Genomic DNA, 16,629 nt, shown 5'->3' with positions numbered 1-16,629 from the left:
TATTGTTAGGCTAAACTTAGGGAAATTCCCGGACGTTTCTAGCCATGATGAGTATTCGAGCAATCTTGCTTCTTTTAACACTGATAGGGGCTTACACGGCCCCTCAATCAGCCCTCGCGTCCAAATGCCCCTCTGGCGTCCTGAATCCTGTTACGGACGTCTCTTGGCAGTGCATCTTCCCGATTCGCATTGGCGGGCTGAGCATCGGTAAAGGCGATTCAGGAATGCCCGATCCTGGTGCTGACTCCCCTTCCGTGCTCTGCAGCTGTAATTCAGGAGCGATCAATCGATACGGCATTGGTATTTCTATGTGGGAGCCCGCACGGCTCATTGATACCGTTTCAGATCCCTACTGCATGATGCCTCTCGGATTCAAGTTGATGAACACCGGCGGGAAACTGGGCGGATCGCACATGCAGGAAGATGGTCAGTCCAAAACCTTCCAGCAGATGCATTACTACTTCTTTCCCGCATTTAGCATCTTGGGGCTGTTCTATGACATCCCCTGCATAGCAGAGCGAGAATTCGACGTAGCGATGATGACTGAACTCATCCCTACCTGGAACAACGAAATTCTCTCGCTGATGATTCACCCCGAGTCGTTGCTGTTCGCCAACCCGGTCGCTCAACTGGCGTGCGCTGCGGATTCCTCTGGCGCCTTGGTTGGAAGGCCCGTTAATTCCCTCTTCTGGTGTATGGGATCGTGGTCAGGAGCCTATCCCCTGGCCGGGTCAATAACCGGCACGGATTACGTGACGGCGAATGCCGGGATCGCAGCCCGCGGAATCTACTTCATGGCTCGGATGGGACTACTAAAAGAATCCTCCTCAGATGGCTGCTATACCGCGCCAGTTCCCATTTGGTCCAAGGACAAATACAAGCTGCAACTGATGAAGCCTGTTCGGGACGATAGCTGCCGGCCGATCGGTCAAACCGGTTTGTTGTGGAGCCATTTCAAGCACCCCCCCGCAGGCGGTGACAATTTTTCATGGATGGTGTTTAGGAGGCTCAACTGCTGTGTTTCTTATTAAAAGTAACCTGGGGTTTGCCCTAACCCTCTGTCTAATGAGCCCATTAGCCTCTGCGGAATCGGATGCCATTCCCACACTTCCCGATCAGATCAACGTGCCGGAGGAATACCTGGCGATCGCGAAACAGGCCAAAGAACGGGTGATGGATTCACCGGCGATGAAGGCCCGCGTCTCCGAAGTCATGCAGGAGGTGAACAGCGACCAATGGCAAGCCCGAAAGAATGAATTTCTCAGTCTGCTTCGGGCCGATGCTGGCCTCGATGCTGGCGATCCTGAAAACCCAGACCCTAAAGCAACTGGCTCCCGCGCCCTGCTATTCGTCTCAAGCTCCATTCCGGAAATCACCTTGCGGAATTACGCCAGGGATCTCGAAAAGGTCGGTGGTGTGATGGTGATGCGCGGCATGATCGGTGGTCTCAAGAAAACACAGCCCACCATGGAATTCATGGCCAAGGTTCTTCGCAAGAACCCGACGTGTGAGGGGCCAAAGTGCGCAATGCGAGGGCTTGATGTCGTCATCGATCCCATCCAATTCAGGAATCACAACATCACCAAAGTCCCCGCCCTGGTCGTTGAGCAGAACTTTGATTTTCAAAGTTATTGCGAGAAAGGCGCTGCAACCCCCGGAATGCGACTGCCCGTGGTTTACGGGGATTCAAGCCTACAAAGTCTCCTGAAACGCTTAACCACGATGACCGGCGGCGCACCGGCCGAATCCATTCTTGCCAAGCTGGAGAACCCAAATGCTCAATAATAAAGTGAAAAATGTCCTTCTCACTTTGCTTGTAGGGGCGCCTCTTGCCTTTGCAATCTCCTTCGTTTCAGACCACCTCAATATCACGGTCTCTGAGTCTGTCGATCACAGAATTTTTTGGGAAACCGACGCCATTGCCGGGCCAGGCGACTATGCGACATTCGAGCTTTCTCATGAATTGGCGGGCCATGAACCTGTGTTAATCAGCAAAAGGCTCATGTGCTGGGAGGGTCAAACAATAACCCAAAAGGATCTTGAGTTTTTTTGCGATGGAGAGTCTCTGGGGCGCGCCAAGACTGAAACGCTCAAAGGCGATCCTTTACCCCTATTTTCCTATTCGGGAGTAGTACCTGCCGGCAAAGCTTGGGCCTATGGATCGCATCCCGATTCTTTCGACTCACGGTATTGGGGTTTTGTGGACGTCTCCAAAACCAAGCGCCTCAAAGCGATCTTTTAAGGAGCCAACCCATGAAATTTGTACTGACACTGCTCTTGCTCGCTCTTGCTGCCTCACAGGCAAACGCCATCCAGCAGCCGAACCAGGATACTCAGATCAAGGGGTATCACTGGTATGAAGAACCGGTTAAGCCTTCTAGCGAAGAAGATCCCGATAAGAAGGAGAGGCAACCACTTCCTCCACCGCCACCGGCAGCGGAGATGATGGATATGCACCCGGATGACTTAAAAGCCATGCTCGAAAACTACCTGAAGGAAGCTGTTTGGCTTAGAACTCCGGAGAGTGTACTTGCTTATTATCGAATTCAGGATGTCGTGCGCCGCAAGGCTGCCGGATTTACGGCCGTGTCCAACATGGTCATGCTGCAAAATCCAACTCTCAGCGGTGCATCACAATACCCGATTACTTCCCCAGGCCGAAAAGCGGAACTTCAGCAGCGCGCCAATAACCAGGCTCAATACCTAGAAAACTTCAGGGGCAAATATGCCCTAGCACTTTTCTCGACTGAAGAGTGCCCGTACTGCTCGCCTCAAAGAAACATTCTCAAGTTAGTGTCAGATCGCACCGGGCTTGAAACTACTGAAGTAAATATAAACAAAAACCCATCTGCTCAAGCGCGATTCGATGTCCAAGTGACCCCGATGGTTATTCTCATCGAGCGTAATAGCGAACGCTGGATGCCAATTGCAGTTGGGGTGGAATCAGCCACCAAAATCACCTCAAACGCATATCGCGCCATCCGCTATTTGAGAGGCGAGACATCCCCAGAGCAATTCCTCACCCCCGAATATCGTCAGGGTGGATTCTTTGATCCGGGCGCGCCAAAGGGAGAATCGTTCTGATGAAAAGGCTTATCCTCCCAACCCTAATCCTTTCGCTTTCCGCGCCAGTGGCCTCCGCAAACTGGACGGATGACTGGTTTGCTTCATCCACGTCCAGTGGCGCATCAAGCTACAAGAACCAGCAGCGCGGTTTCTACTCTGCAGGCTCCTATTCAGCCCGCTTCAACGTGTCCAACGACCCGCTTCTCACTATTTCTCCCCCCAGGGTATCTGCAGGGTGTGGTGGTGTTGATCTTTTTCTTGGCGGGATGTCGATGCTCGACCCGGATTACCTGGTCGATAAGCTTCAGAACATGATTCAGGCAGCTCCTGCCGTCGCTTTCGACACAGCAATGAAAGTGATGAGCAAAGAACTCTCTGAGACGATGAAAAGTTTCGAAAAAATAATCAACGACTTGAACGGTATTCAGATCAACGATTGCCAATTTGCCAAAAAGCTTGGCGAGCCCGTTGGCGATTTTATCGGGACCGCAGCCAGCAACCGTCTCAAAGCCCTGGATAGCAAGGCGGCCACCGCACTTGGGTCAGTTACAAGCTGGTATGAAACGACTGAAAATCAAGTAGCAGCCAACCAGGAGCCATCCGTCGACGTCAAGCAGCTTACTGCCGATTGTCCGACCCAATTCAATAACATCTTCAAGACTGGCTCCCTACTACAGAATGCCGCTGACGAATTCGGTTTCCAGTACGTCGATACCATGCGCGGATTCGTGGGTGATGTGATGATCAACGCAACGGCAGCCGTAAAAGCCCCCGTCATCGAACCGATTAGCTCATGCCCCAATAACGACGAATCCAGCATCGATGATTTCGTTGTCGGCAATGCCGAAAAGAAAGTCAACGGTGCGGCTGGACCTGTTTGCCAAACGGATTCAGCGACTCCAGGCGGTCTTCTGGCGCTAGTGAGCAATCAGATGAATGCGATCGCCACCAAAATCGAGAACAAAACCGCTTTGAGTGCAGCAGATGAGGCGTTCCTGACCTCTTCTCCGATCCCAATCCTGCCAATTATTGTCGATTCCATTGCACTAGGAGACAAAGCAATGGCGATCGCTCTCACGGAAGAAGTCGTCGCCTATGCCTATGCGTTTTATATGGTCGATGATCTCTACAACACCATCGACAACATGATCCGCGAAATCGACGCGGTTATGAACAGCACAGGCGCCGCCGGCCCACAATGCGACAGAACAGTTTACGCCGAGGTTGCCGACCATCTAACCGGAATAAAAAAAGACGCTTACCAATTCCGAATGGCCGCGCGAACCAGCTATCTCAAAAAGACCCAAGAGCAGATGGCACACATCGCATTTACCGCTGCCCAGGCTAAGCGACAAGAAGAAGTTCTTCGGCGCAATGCAGAGGACATCACTCAATGAAGCGCACACTTCCGATAATCGCTCTGATCCTCGTGGCAGCGCTACCAAGCACAGCGTTTGCCCTAGATATGGATTTCTATACCTATGACGGCTTCACGGAAACGGTAAACGCCTTTAAACGCATTTCACTGGTATTTGCGAATAATCAGTACACCACATTATTCGCCGTGGCCGTGGTACTCGGCCTGTTACTCGGTGGTTTGTTCACAGTCGGTAAAGGCATCATTAATTTCCAACAGTCGGCCACTGGCCTCAGCCTGTCCTGGTTAATGACGACCTTAATTGGCGTGGCTGTCTTTAAAGCATTGATCACTCCAACCGGCACTGTGCACGTGTATGACCCGGTCCGAAATGCCTATGAAGCTGTGCCAGACGTTCCTGATTTGATTGTTTTGGTCGCTGGTATGACCAACAAAGCGGAGCGGGCAGTTCAAGAGATTGTGGATGCCTCGGCCGCTCATCCCTACGGGACAGAGGGAATGGGTGTTGGCTTCGAGCTCCTGCTCAACGCAACGTCGGATAAAACCTTTTCCTCCGATTATTACCTCCAGAAGTCTATCCGACAGTATTTCAAAGACTGCTCAAAGCTTGCTCTTGTCCTTCCCAGCTACGCAGTGGATCTTGCCGAGATTAAAAGCGGCACGGACGACTTGCTGAACCAGTTAGCCGATATGAAATCGCCTGCGATGTTTACGACCATGTATTCCTCTGGCGCAGGCAAGGCCGGCACAGTGATGAGTTGTTCAGACGCTTATGACAATGTCCTGGCGCCGGCTCTAAACGCCGCGCCAACATACGATGAGCACCTGAATTCCGTTTGTACGAAAACCGGCTTTGATATAACCGTACCCGCACAAAAAACAGCGTGCGAAACAAAGATTCAAAACATGAATCTTAACGTGTTTGGAGCCGCAGCCGCCCCACCTGCGCAATTGCTTAGAAACGTGGTCATTAGTAATGCAATCGCCAGCGTTATGCTTGATGAAAACCCAGATGCGGGGATCCGCGCCTTAACCAACCGGTCCATGGTCAACAACGGACTTGGAATTGCTGTTAGCGCGAACGAGTGGATGCCAAAGATTAGGGCTTCAGTTACCGCCATAGTGTTGGGACTGATCCCGATTCTGGCACTTTTCATTGTGACGCCACTATTCCCCATGGCCCTGAAGCTTATCGTGGCTCTTCTCGGCTGGATAATGCTGTGGGGGGTCATGGATGTGATCTTGGCACAAATTGCGGTCGACCAGGCCTACGATGCCGTTGACGAAATTCAGCGTCACAACATGGGGCTATCCGCAATGTTCCTTGCCCCCGAAAGTGCAACCCAGGCGCTTTCTCTTTTTGGAAAAGCCCGCGGCATGGGTATCACCATTTCGGCTTTCATCGCCGCCATGCTCTTCAAGATGTCGCCCTATGGCCTGACGTCTCTGGCTGGAAATTGGTCGGGGCATGCTGACGGCGCAGGCTCTGACGCAGCGAACAAAGCTCAGTCCCCTGTAGAAAGCATGAACCATTTGAATTCGCTTGCGAGTGCTCGCGGATCCGCAAACCTCATGGCCGAGACCGGGTGGAACAATATCGCCTCTGTTTCTGAGCACAATCAAGCAGAAAGCCACTACCGAGGCCTCGAAACGATGTCTGGCATGGCAGATCTTAGCCACACCAATCCGATCACCTCAGGTAAAGCATTGGGCGCATATGGAGCCGGTGGGGTTGTGGGTGGCGTTGCTGGCGCCGTCCAATCCAACGGTGGAGATAGCTCCCCTGAAGCTCTATTCAAGCAGGGGCTAAACACCTCGAATGTAGAAAGCCAGGTGAGGCACGGGGCTGCCTCCGGCCGCAATCAGTCTGCCGCGACCTTTGGTATGTCTGTGAATGAGCAGGAAGCCATTAATACTGCACAGTCAGTTTCAATCAACACAGGTAACACTCAGCGTGTAGGCACCATGCTTGACCGTATCGCAGAGCAGCACCCTGATCTATCGAGAGGACAAATTTTTGAGGCTTATGCGACAGCCACTAATGCTGACCTGTGGGGCAAGTTGAGCGCTACTAACTGGCATCCCGGCGAGATGGTTAAGTTCTCAGAATTTTCAGCAAACATGAATCAGTCAGAGCTTCGCGGAATGATGAGTTACATGGCAGAAACGGGCCAGTCTCCATCCCAGATTTATGAGGCAGTAGGTTCCGTGCGCGCTGCTTCTGATCACGGAACTGCGCTGGCATTGGATGAAGTTACGCCACAGCAGCTTGCTGTATCTCAAGCAATCGAAACTATGAAGCGATCAGCAGATGGCCAAGCAACTTATGAACAGGGAATGATGAGACCAGGAGGTATGTATGAATACCTCTTGGACACTGGAAGACTCCATCAGTCTGCCGTCGCTTCAAACCTCACCACAATGGAATTAATGTCCGATGGAACCGGAATGTCGATGCAAGAACTTGTTCTTCGCGATCGCCTGGCTTCGGCTGGCTCGTTTTCTATGTCCAAAGAAGAAATGCAGAGCGCACATGACGAAAACGGCTGGTTCACACAGCGTCAAATCGACGCGGTTGATGATGGGGCTCGGGTAACACTTGCTCTCGACAATGAGGGGAACATCGTTCACAGCAGCGCTCTGTCCGGTAACAACGCCGCCTCTGACAACCACATTCGCAAAGATAGGAGTTACACCGAAACTGACACCACCAGAATTGAAACCGGTGAGAGGGTCGAGCTCCCCAACGCGGCGCATTGGGCTCTTAGCAAGGATCCTGCTGATACAGCCCGCCTTGCCGACCAATTCCAGAAGTTTGCCGGCGATGGCGAACAAGGCAACAAAGCAATGTTCCTGCATCAGCTTACTAGCGTGATCGATGCAGTGAACAGCTCAAACCTCTCAGAAAACGTGAGTGTGGGCGGCGCTTTCCAGGCCGGGCTTCAAACACCGTTGCAAGATCTTTCTCCTGTCCATGCCTCAGCGATGGTGAACGCTGGCATTACATACGCTGATCACGAAGACGCAAATATGAATCGCCAGGCCTTGGAGAAGCTTGCGGAATCTACTTGGAACGTCATGGAGAGCTACGAAACACAACCCGGCTCTCTCACACCAGAAAGGGACGCCGCGACAGCCGCTGCGCTGCACTTCCAAGACGGCTTCCAAAAACTTTACTCGGCGGCTGGAGAGGATGCGGATGCCCGCTACACAACACTTTCTGAACATGAAGGCAAGGAGCTACTTAACGATGGCGAGGAAGAGAAGACCCCGAATCGTAGGTCTCGCAGCAATGCTGGTCGTTAGTACTTCGGTATTGGCGGACATAAATCAATGTTTTTCTGAGGCCGCAGGTCGCTACCAGGTCCCGGCAAAGTTATTGAAAGCAATTGCTCTTGTTGAAAGTAATAACAAAACCGATGCGATAAACGGCAACAACAGCGATGGTTCCAGAGATTATGGGTTAATGCAGATCAACTCCCAGCATTTAGAGCGGTTGCAGCCCTACCGAATAACAGCTCCTGTTCTGGTTCGCGATCCTTGCACCAATATCCATGTAGGCGCCTGGATCCTTGCCGAAAACCTCGTTACCACAAAAGGCGACCTTTGGGCCGCTGTGGGAGCCTATAACGCAGGATTCTCAACCAAACCAAAAGTACAGCGCGCCCGCCGGCACTATGTGTCGAAGGTCCGTGATGCCCTAAACCATGTAGGAGAGTGATGCTATGGACCAGGAAAAAAACACCGAACAAACGCTTATCGAAGCATTTACTCGTCAGCAGACGGCCTTTGCCGACGCCATAATGTCAGAGACCCGGAAAGCTCGACGCAATGCGAATTTCAGGACGATTGGATTCATTCTGGTCATTGTCACTATTTTCACAATTAACATTCTTTACTCGCGAGGAATTCTTGGAGGCATAACGATCCCAAAAGGCGAATCCTATGTTTCCCTAGTAAGAATTAATGGCCCTATAGAGGCAGGAAAACCTACAGCACTTAGTGAATTAGAAAACAACCTTTACCAAGCCTTCCACGACGAAGATTCTAAGGGTGTTCTTCTAGTGATCAACTCGCCGGGTGGCACGCCCGTTCAGTCACACAAGCTTCACCAGTACCTAATGCAACTTAAAGAGGAAACTGGCAAGCGCTTGGTGGTGTTAGGTGACGACATGCTCACGAGCGGGGCTTATATGGTCGCAGTTGCTGCCGATAAGATACTAGTGAATCCGGCTACGCTCACTGGTTCGATCGGCGTCTTCCAGCAATCCTTTGGCCTTAAAAATCTTGCGGAGAAGGCTGGTGTAACAGCTAGAACTATCGTAGCTGGCGACAACAAAAGGAGGCTTGACCCTTTCACGGATGCAAAACCTGAGGACCTTCTTAAAGTTCAATCGGTGCTCGATGAAATACACCAGCAGTTCATTGCCGTTGTGCGATCATCCAGAAAAGATAAGCTGTCAGAGGCTGATGATCTTTTCAGCGGAGACTACTGGACAGGAACCGAAGCATTATCTCTTGGTTTAGTTGACGGAATATCCACTTACCATCGAGTGTTGAAAGAAGAGTTTGGCTCAGAACATGCCCTCGATTACAGCTTGAAACCAGGGCTATTCGGTAGGCTTCCGAGTGTTTCCGAATCTATCGCCGACTCAATCGTCTCTCGGATCAGTAGCGAACTGAGCAATATCAATGGTCCGCGCCTCTAGCTAACCTGTCCAGTTACAGGCTTCGCGTAGGCGAGGCCTGACGCGGCTGATCGCTTCGGTGTCGGTCCAGTGTTTATTACCACTAAAAATATTTCTCTCAATCTGACGGTATTCTTTGAACGATAACGTCTGAACAAGCTGGAAGCTTACACAGGAACACAGGCCTTGTTGTTCAATGCTAACCGAATCCAGATTGCCCTTCGTTAGATCTTCCAGACAGACTGCGTTTATCTTGGAAACGCTAGTCACCTCTTTTATTGTCTGTATGTCGTAAACGTTTTGCTCACTCCAAACGATGGGGGAGCTCAAAATCAAAGCAAGCCCGCAGCCGAAACCTACAATTCCTTTCAACATTTCAATCACCTATTTCTGAGGTCCTTCTTGTTAGAATCTTCGAGCGCAACCTGAACAACTCCCCTTAGAACATCGCCTTTAATCTCATAGATTTCTCGGGCATAAATCACAGGCCAGAGGCAAACCCCGATAAAAAGAGTACCGACCACCATAAAAGGTAAGGGCAGAATAATCTGGCGCCCCATAACTTCCCACTCGGGGGTTTGAGCTTCGAGACCACTTGGCGTTAGCCAAAAGGTCAAAATCGCTACGGCTATTACGCCTGCGGCCCTGATTACACCCCTCGTATAATGACAAAAGACGGCAAATGCGAGTGCCGCCGGAACAGCAAGAAAAACTCCCAATATGGCAGCATCTTCCATGTAAAGCTCCGGCATGATAGTTCCGTCGTAAACGAACCAAGCCCACAGCGCCATACCAAAGGTGGGCGCGATAACGCATTTCATAAAACCTAATGTGTAAAGCATGACAAGCTCCTTTTTTATAAGGACAAGTCTTTCGCCGGTCCACCTTTTTCGCGCCCCAACGCCTTGTCCACGATTTCCTTAACCTTTTGAGTAACCTTCTCCATCCTGGTTTCTTTCACCAGGCCATCAGCAGCAAACATTTTCTCGACGCTCACGTTGCGACCTTCCAAGGCACTCGTTTTCTCGCCGGTACGCTCTTCAATACCTTTTGTGAGCTTGGCTCTATCGTCGGTATAAATCCGAGCATCTTCTTTAGCCCTGGACAATCCAACATAGAATGATTTCTGATTAACGAGGTTGCGCCGCCAACTTTCTGCCAATGCCATTGCGGATCTGTAGGTCTGTCCCTGGGCAGAAACAATTGTTGAGGCATAAGCATGGTCCCAATGTTTATCCTCTTTCAGGTCCAGCGAGATTCGACGCCCATCCTGAAATTTTATTATGGCCGTTGACCCATCGATCCGCTCAATTTCCCCCTTTGCACCGTTCTTAAGATCCCGGTCCTTGTCAGTCTTGGTCCACCTTATGCGATCACCCTCTGCCAGGCGCTTATCTTCTTCACGATAAACCTCGACCCCATGCTTGGCACGACCAGCAACTTTATCAGGTCGCCACTCAACTTCCTGACCGTCCTTGTTAGCAAATCTTACCTTTTCGCCGTCAACACGAAGGACTTTGACCAATTCATTTCGTTCAACCCCAATGGTTTTAAAATCCCTCGCAAACTGAACCAAATCACCTTTCTGGTAGCCCCGTGAACTTCCTTTTTCTACCCTTGTAAGCCCCAGACTCACCAACGCCTTTAATTCGGCTTTATCTTTCTTCAGGTCGCCAGATTGTTGCAGCTTCTCTCGGATGCCCTGATTCACAACAGCCCGCGTTTCATTATCCGGAACCATCAAAAGTGTGTCTGAGCGGTCCCTGGCGGTCATACCGGCATAGTCATCAATCACTCGTGTCACCAAAGTTTCACGATTCGGGTCTTCGTGAATCCGCCCCGCGACGTTCTTCATTGCTTTAGCAACTTGACCAACCATCGCATCTTTCACTGCTTGCAGAAGAATCGGATTGTTCTTCTGCCGCTGGATTTCAGTCATCTGAGCCGTCTTCATGCCGCCTCTTACGAGCTGCGCGAACGGTTTACCCCACTCAACTGAACCGATCTGCGCGTGGTCACCAACCAACGCAACTCGGGCACCTTCCTTTCGAGCGTAGGTGAGCAGATCAGCCATTTGATTAGCGTTTACCAGAGAGCCTTCATCGACAATCCAGAGCTTCTTCTGATCCAGTCCCTTTCCGCCCTTCCCTTCCTCTTCCCGCGCCAATGCGTAGAGGTGGCTGGCAAGCGTTTGACTCCGAATCCCAGAGCCTTCCATTAGCGAATCGCTTGCAGATCCTGTTGGGGCAAAACCACGGACCGAGTATCCCTTCCCCTCTGCGACCTCGCGCACCGCAGATAGCATGTAGGTCTTACCAGTACCGGCATAACCTTGAACGCCAACGACCCTATCTTTCCCATTCAAGATGGTTGTTGCACCCTCCATCTGACCCCTGGTGAAACCCAAAGATTGTCCGTATTCCTTGACCGCTCCTTTGCCGGATATCGGCTTTAATTCATTTTGGCCAGTCTTCACCAGATCTACGATATACCGCTCTTTCTTTAGAGCTTGGGGGGTGGTGAGATACGCCTCATCTCGCGAAACCCCAGTGGCGTGAAGCAGGACTTTTTCCTGCTTGAGGCTGCGTACTGCCTGTTCTACGTCCTTAATACTGTGGTTGCCTACGCCCCACGCAAGGGTCATCTTGACCAGTTCACCTTCTGAGAAAACGGCCTCACGTTCCGCCAATTTCTTATAAGCAAAAATCGCGTCGTCTTTAGCGCGGTCAGGACTGTCCCTTTCAGCACTTGGCCGCGCCTCGGGGATGGTAGGAACCGTCAAACGAGCTTCTTGAAGCTCGCTCCGCCACCGTTCCTGCAATACATCTTCTGTCGTCGACTGCTTCGAATCGCGCGTCATTAATGATGCCCTATCCATGGCTTTGGCACCCTCCAGACCCCTTTCCTTTGCGGCAGCCTCAATATCCTTTCGCCGCTTGGAATAAAGATCTCGAAGCTCCTGAGACACCTCTTGAAGCTCAAATGTGCCGTTCTTGCCGCGCTCAATTGTGTAACCGAGCTCCTGGGCTTTCATGGCAAGTTCAGATCGGTACACCTGTCCTGCAGCCACATTTGGATCGTACATTTTCCTGCTTTCGATGGATCGCCACTGACCATCATTCCTCAGCGTAGCGTTCAGTATCACGCTATGCGTATGCAATTGAGGATCCAGCGCCCTACTGGTCGTGTGCGTAAATGTCGCCGCAGCGAGGTTTTCAGTGCGTACAAACTGCGAAACCCCTTCTGAGGTATTCCGGGCTCCAACCAGCCTATCTTCTATGTAACCGACAGCCGATTTGACCGCTTCTTTATGAGCGGCCATCAGGCGCTCATCACCTCCCATCAGCGCCATAATCGAAACGGATTTAGGAGCTGAAAACGTAAAATCCCAACCTGGTTTATGTTCCAAGCCACCTTTCCCGTCCGACCGCCCCAGCGTGTCTCCAGTTGGCAACCGGCCCTCCAATGCTTGCTGAAATACCTTAATGTCCACCGGCCCTTCCAGGCCCATTAAGGCGGCACCCTTACCTACCCATTCGCTGGGAATTACCTCTTTCTCGCCGTTTTCATTTTTGCCGTAGTAATCCGCATCCTTGTAATAGGAACCAGCCTGTTTCGCGCTCCCGAGCGCCTTAATCGACAACATCAGAACAGCGCTCCGTCGACGTAATCATTTTTCTTCGACTCAACAGGTGCAGTCGCCTCTGAATTCCCATCCTTCGCCTCCGGAGCGGCTTCGACCGCTTCAAGCAGATCACCCTTCAAATCGCGGTGGATGAAGCCCTCGGCAATTTTCTTCAGCGGCTTTCGCTTAAGTTTGAACTGTGCCACCGGGAACGAACGCCCAAGCTTTAAATAGCCCACCAGATCTGGCAAAAACTGGATCTCAGTGGGCAGAACAATGGGACGAACATGACGCTGACGATTCAACGAAACACCATCACGAATGTCATTTACGCCGTAAGAAATGCCTTCATTAGTCTCCAATTGTTCGATGCTTCCTAAACCAAGACTGGCCCACTTGGCCGATCGCTCTTCGTTGAACCGAAATACAGCCCAGGTCGAACACATGCCGGCCAGTGTGTCGGCTTCGTCGCGACCATAGATCGACACCAATTGGGGGTAGCTCTGGACTCCCAATACCCCGCATCCACCGAACTTCCTGGACTGCGCCAGTGTGTCCGTAATCGTGGGAAGCCTGTTCAAGCTTGGCAGCTCATCGATCAGCAACCAGATCCTCCGGTCCCTGCATGGTTCCATACTCAAAATCGCAGATGATGCAGTATCCAACCACGCGGTTATTAGCGGCTTAACAACGTCCTTTTGGTCGTCTTTTCGAGTGATAAAGACCCACTGATCACCATCGTCGTTGCGCACCCATTCCTTGATAGAAAACGTCGGCCCATTATCCTGGAGGTACTTCAGCGGTCTGATGTAAGTGGCCATAACCGCTCGAACGGATGACGCCATTTTCTCAGCACCTTCAGACAGAATTGACGCGCCTTCTGTGCCTTTCAAAAAGCCGATAATTTCCTCCATATCGGCATTCAGGATTTTGTCCACTAGCAACTTATTTGATCGCTGGGGATGGGTTGCCAGCTTTCGAGCCATAGCTGCAAAAACAATCCGCGCGGCGGTAGCCCAGAAAGGATCGTTAGACTTCTGATCAGGAATGAACGAGGTCGCCAGCTGATCAAACTCATAATCCTCTTTACACTCGGTCCAGATGTCCCAAGCACGCCCCCTGGCGTCAAACGGACTCAAGATCACGTCATGCCCTTCGCGATAGAAGTTCTCGACCATTTCGCCGGATGGGTCGTAGAAAATCGCACGCTCACCCCGTTTCCGAATAACCTCCGCCATTTCTTTATAGGTGACAGATTTGCCTGTCCCTGGCGCACCCACAATCAAAAAGTGAGCCGGCTCTGAATCCTTGGGGATCGGTATATTCGCGACGGTCATTCCGCCTGTTTTCGTCGTGCGCTTTATCGCTTTTGTCAGCTCCTTTGAATCGACTAGCTTCCCGCCACGAACAAATTCCTCGTTGGCAAAGTCCTCACCAGTGCTATTGAGGAATCGCCAGGCCACAAAACCAAAAACCGCCAATGCCAGAAACCCAAACACCACACCAAAGGCCAGAGCATGTGTGCTTCGATCTAGCACTCGATGAATTTCCTGGTTCCGCAGGAAACCCACCGCCGGAATAGTCCGGCTACGACCGTCGGGGTAGGTAACAGATACGGTCGCATCGTCAATCTTCAGCCCTTCATATTTCACATAGGCTTCGATGTAACCGACTGCCAATGAGCGCTCAAGGGGCGTCGTTTTGACCCAATAGGTCGTCGCAATCGCCAGTACAAATAAGATCAAACAGAGCCTGGAGAATTGGACGACAACCTGCCAGATCATGCGCAAGTAATGGATGGTTGTCTGACCACCGCGCGTGAAGTTACCGATGTTGGAGCCCCTGAAAATACTCATCTAGATCATCCCCATCCGATCAAGCATTGAGCGAGCATCCTCTCGCGCCTCAGCAATCAAGCTTTCGTTTTGAGCACCCGCGAACCTCTGTGTAAGACATAGGGATTGGACCCCAATCTTTATAAGCGCGTCGATCTGCGCCTGGGTACCCTCGCTGGCAGCGACACCCCGCTCAATCAAGATGCGCCACATTTCCGCCTCAGTGGCGATCCCTCGTTTTTTCGTTTCCTGTTTAACGAATGCGATCGTTTCTTCCGACACCCGAATTGAAACAGCTCTCACGGCTATGGCTCCTTATAGCTTTATATTTATTCATATACTAGTATAAAGAGCGTATGCGCGCCAGCACTACTGAAATCAGGGCCCGTACTCGGAGGCGCATACCGCATCGCCCACAGGGCGTATGCGCTCTAGCCCTTGTGCCACAAGGGATAGAGTAAAGCAGCGTCAGCTGCGTAGGGTGTGACGAAACCAAGGCGACCGCGTCGCTGAGGTCCAATCCCCTGCTCCATCCTGGTGTTTTAGGCACCGGGATCTTTATCAGTAAACCAACGGTAAACCACAGGTAGACCAGGAGAGTTCGAAATGGCAAAGCAGTCAGTATTTATTAAGTCACGCGAGGATACGGTAACCGTCTCAGCCAAGGTGCCACGCTCGCTCAAACTCCGAGCCGATAAGCTACGCGATCAGATCCAGGAAATTGACGACGAACTATCGTTTGATCTTTCTGTTTTGATCAGAGACGCCATTGAGGAAGCTGTCGACAAAGGTGAGAAGGAATTAACCAGGTTAAAGAAGACGGTGGAGAAAGAGTCGAACAACGCGTTCGGATCCTCTAACACTGAGCAATCGACGGAAACGCTTTGATCGGCGTGGCCGCCGTCCAGGTGGCCACGCCCAGCTCAAAATCCAGACACAAAAAAAGGGCCTCGCGGCCCTTCATTGTTTGCCCTCTCAGGCGGCTTGGTCCTCCCTTTCGCTTTCATGGGCTGCCAGGTACTCAAAACACAAATCGTGTGCCTTCTGTGCCAACGTGGCCGCTTTGAAAAGGGCTTTCTTGTCAAAGTCCAGGATTCGGATCCAGTGCGCCAGATAGCTCTTGTGCTGCAAATCACCCTGTAGACCAATCCGGCTGCACATCATCCAGCTACCCAACTCGGCGACCAGCTCCTCAAAGGCGTACGCGTCAGAGCCAAACTTACCGACCAATTCCCGATTCAGGCGGCTTTTGTGACCAGTCGCGTGAACCATTTCATGCAGGCGCGTGCAATAGTAATCCTCGCCCTTAGCGAACTGTTCACGGGTTGGCATTCTAATGATGTCGAGGCTTGGGATATAGCAGGCCTGATCGCCACCATGGCGAGTCTCGATCGGAAACGCCTCACAGATCGCTTCTGCATCTTCGATGGGAGCCCAGGTCGGCTCAACCTCAGGTGTTTCAAAGCCTTCAAACTGTTCGCGATTGAATACCGTGAAAGCCTTCATCACGGCATAGGATTCTTTCTCGCCGGTGTCGCTGTTCTCTTTCTCCATCGGCTTAAAGAAAATACAGGTTGTGCCCTTCTCACCTTTACGGACAAAAGCGCCTTGCTGCTTGCCCTGCTGGAAGGTCATCCACTGGTTTGATCGGTAGCCTTCAGCGCGTGCGCGCATGGCTAACAGAAGAACGTTCATACCGTTGTACGGCTTGCCAGTCGTACCGTTTACCGGCATCGCAAAAGATCCGTTTGATGTCCATGGACAAACCCAGGGCTTAACACCTTCTTTCAGGGCTGCCAAAAATTCTGAAGTGATTTCTTGATAGAGGTCGCGCTTTGCCATGGTGGGAATCTCCTAACTCGCCTCGATAACCGGCGGCGAACCCGGAGGCCAGCACCCCGCTGACCATGTGACTATTATCGGTTTTCCTGCCCTGCTTGTCAATCGCTTTGTATACCTTTCAAAGAATAAAAACCCATATAAATCAGCTCTCTTTGTGCATCTTCGTCTAACGCCAGACTTGTCTTTTGCAGTGTG

15 protein-coding genes are annotated in these 16,629 nt (G+C 51.5%); 9 read left to right on the top strand and 6 right to left on the bottom strand.

Features of this window, described 5'->3' with window-relative positions; translation table 11 throughout:
* Positions 1-44: 44 nt before the first annotated feature.
* The 8 genes from CLH62_RS20180 to CLH62_RS20145 are packed head-to-tail and all read left to right on the top strand — an operon-like array spanning position 45 to position 9,153.
* Positions 45-1,031, top strand: a complete 987-nt coding sequence (locus CLH62_RS20180) for a TraU family protein (protein WP_211285862.1) — start codon at positions 45-47, stop codon at positions 1,029-1,031.
* The gene (locus tag CLH62_RS20175) at positions 1,018-1,785 is read left to right on the top strand and encodes a type-F conjugative transfer system pilin assembly protein TrbC (protein WP_143071169.1); all 768 of its coding nucleotides are present in this window, start codon (positions 1,018-1,020) and stop codon (positions 1,783-1,785) included. Before CLH62_RS20180 ends, CLH62_RS20175 begins: the two co-directional genes overlap by 14 nt.
* Positions 1,775-2,242: a S26 family signal peptidase gene (locus tag CLH62_RS20170; protein ID WP_091643655.1), complete on the top strand. Its 468-nt coding sequence runs from the start codon at positions 1,775-1,777 to the stop codon at positions 2,240-2,242. Before CLH62_RS20175 ends, CLH62_RS20170 begins: the two co-directional genes overlap by 11 nt.
* A gap of 11 nt (positions 2,243-2,253) precedes the next feature.
* Positions 2,254-3,084 carry a conjugal transfer protein TraF gene (locus CLH62_RS20165; protein WP_091643658.1) on the top strand — a complete coding sequence of 277 codons (831 nt, stop codon included), beginning with the start codon at positions 2,254-2,256 and terminating at the stop codon, positions 3,082-3,084.
* The gene (locus CLH62_RS20160) at positions 3,084-4,463 is read left to right on the top strand and encodes a conjugal transfer protein TraH (RefSeq protein ID WP_099619983.1); all 1,380 of its coding nucleotides are present in this window, start codon (positions 3,084-3,086) and stop codon (positions 4,461-4,463) included. Before CLH62_RS20165 ends, CLH62_RS20160 begins: the two co-directional genes overlap by 1 nt.
* The gene (locus CLH62_RS20155) at positions 4,460-7,750 is read left to right on the top strand and encodes a conjugal transfer protein TraG N-terminal domain-containing protein (protein ID WP_099619982.1); all 3,291 of its coding nucleotides are present in this window, start codon (positions 4,460-4,462) and stop codon (positions 7,748-7,750) included. The genes CLH62_RS20160 and CLH62_RS20155 overlap by 4 nt, the downstream gene beginning before the upstream one ends.
* Positions 7,737-8,165 (top strand): lytic transglycosylase domain-containing protein, encoded by a 429-nt coding sequence (locus CLH62_RS20150; RefSeq protein WP_170005833.1) that lies wholly within the window; start codon positions 7,737-7,739, stop codon positions 8,163-8,165. The genes CLH62_RS20155 and CLH62_RS20150 overlap by 14 nt, the downstream gene beginning before the upstream one ends.
* 4 nt (positions 8,166-8,169) lie before the next feature.
* Positions 8,170-9,153: a S49 family peptidase gene (locus CLH62_RS20145; protein ID WP_099619980.1), complete on the top strand. Its 984-nt coding sequence runs from the start codon at positions 8,170-8,172 to the stop codon at positions 9,151-9,153.
* On the opposite strand, the gene CLH62_RS20140 is transcribed toward CLH62_RS20145, so the two are convergent.
* The 5 genes from CLH62_RS20140 to CLH62_RS20120 are packed head-to-tail and all read right to left on the bottom strand — an operon-like array spanning position 9,154 to position 14,895.
* Entirely contained in the window at positions 9,154-9,507 is a 354-nt protein-coding gene (locus CLH62_RS20140) for a hypothetical protein (RefSeq protein ID WP_143752392.1), read from the bottom strand. It lies immediately after the preceding gene.
* Positions 9,508-9,512: 5 nt separating this feature from the next.
* Entirely contained in the window at positions 9,513-9,974 is a 462-nt protein-coding gene (locus CLH62_RS20135) for a hypothetical protein (RefSeq protein ID WP_099619978.1), read from the bottom strand.
* Positions 9,975-9,988: 14 nt separating this feature from the next.
* Positions 9,989-12,778, bottom strand: coding sequence for a MobF family relaxase (mobF, locus tag CLH62_RS20130; protein WP_099619977.1), 2,790 nt, complete (start codon positions 12,776-12,778; stop codon positions 9,989-9,991).
* The gene (gene traD, locus CLH62_RS20125) at positions 12,778-14,613 is read right to left on the bottom strand and encodes a type IV conjugative transfer system coupling protein TraD (RefSeq protein WP_099619976.1); all 1,836 of its coding nucleotides are present in this window, start codon (positions 14,611-14,613) and stop codon (positions 12,778-12,780) included. The genes mobF and traD overlap by 1 nt, the downstream gene beginning before the upstream one ends.
* A complete protein-coding gene (locus CLH62_RS20120; protein ID WP_091643682.1) occupies positions 14,614-14,895 on the bottom strand; it encodes a hypothetical protein in 282 nt (93 codons plus the stop codon). It lies immediately after the preceding gene.
* 303 nt (positions 14,896-15,198) lie between these two features.
* Between CLH62_RS20120 and CLH62_RS20115 the strand changes: the two genes are divergently transcribed.
* A complete protein-coding gene (locus CLH62_RS20115; protein ID WP_099619975.1) occupies positions 15,199-15,480 on the top strand; it encodes a hypothetical protein in 282 nt (93 codons plus the stop codon).
* 87 nt (positions 15,481-15,567) lie between these two features.
* Here the strand turns inward: CLH62_RS20115 and CLH62_RS20110 are convergent, their stop codons facing one another.
* Positions 15,568-16,434: an ArdC family protein gene (locus CLH62_RS20110; protein WP_099619974.1), complete on the bottom strand. Its 867-nt coding sequence runs from the start codon at positions 16,432-16,434 to the stop codon at positions 15,568-15,570.
* Positions 16,435-16,629: the final 195 nt, after the last annotated feature.

This window comes from Marinobacter guineae (assembly GCF_002744735.1).
Lineage (GTDB): Bacteria > Pseudomonadota > Gammaproteobacteria > Pseudomonadales > Oleiphilaceae > Marinobacter > Marinobacter guineae.
This window is presented reverse-complemented; position numbering and strand designations above follow the sequence as displayed.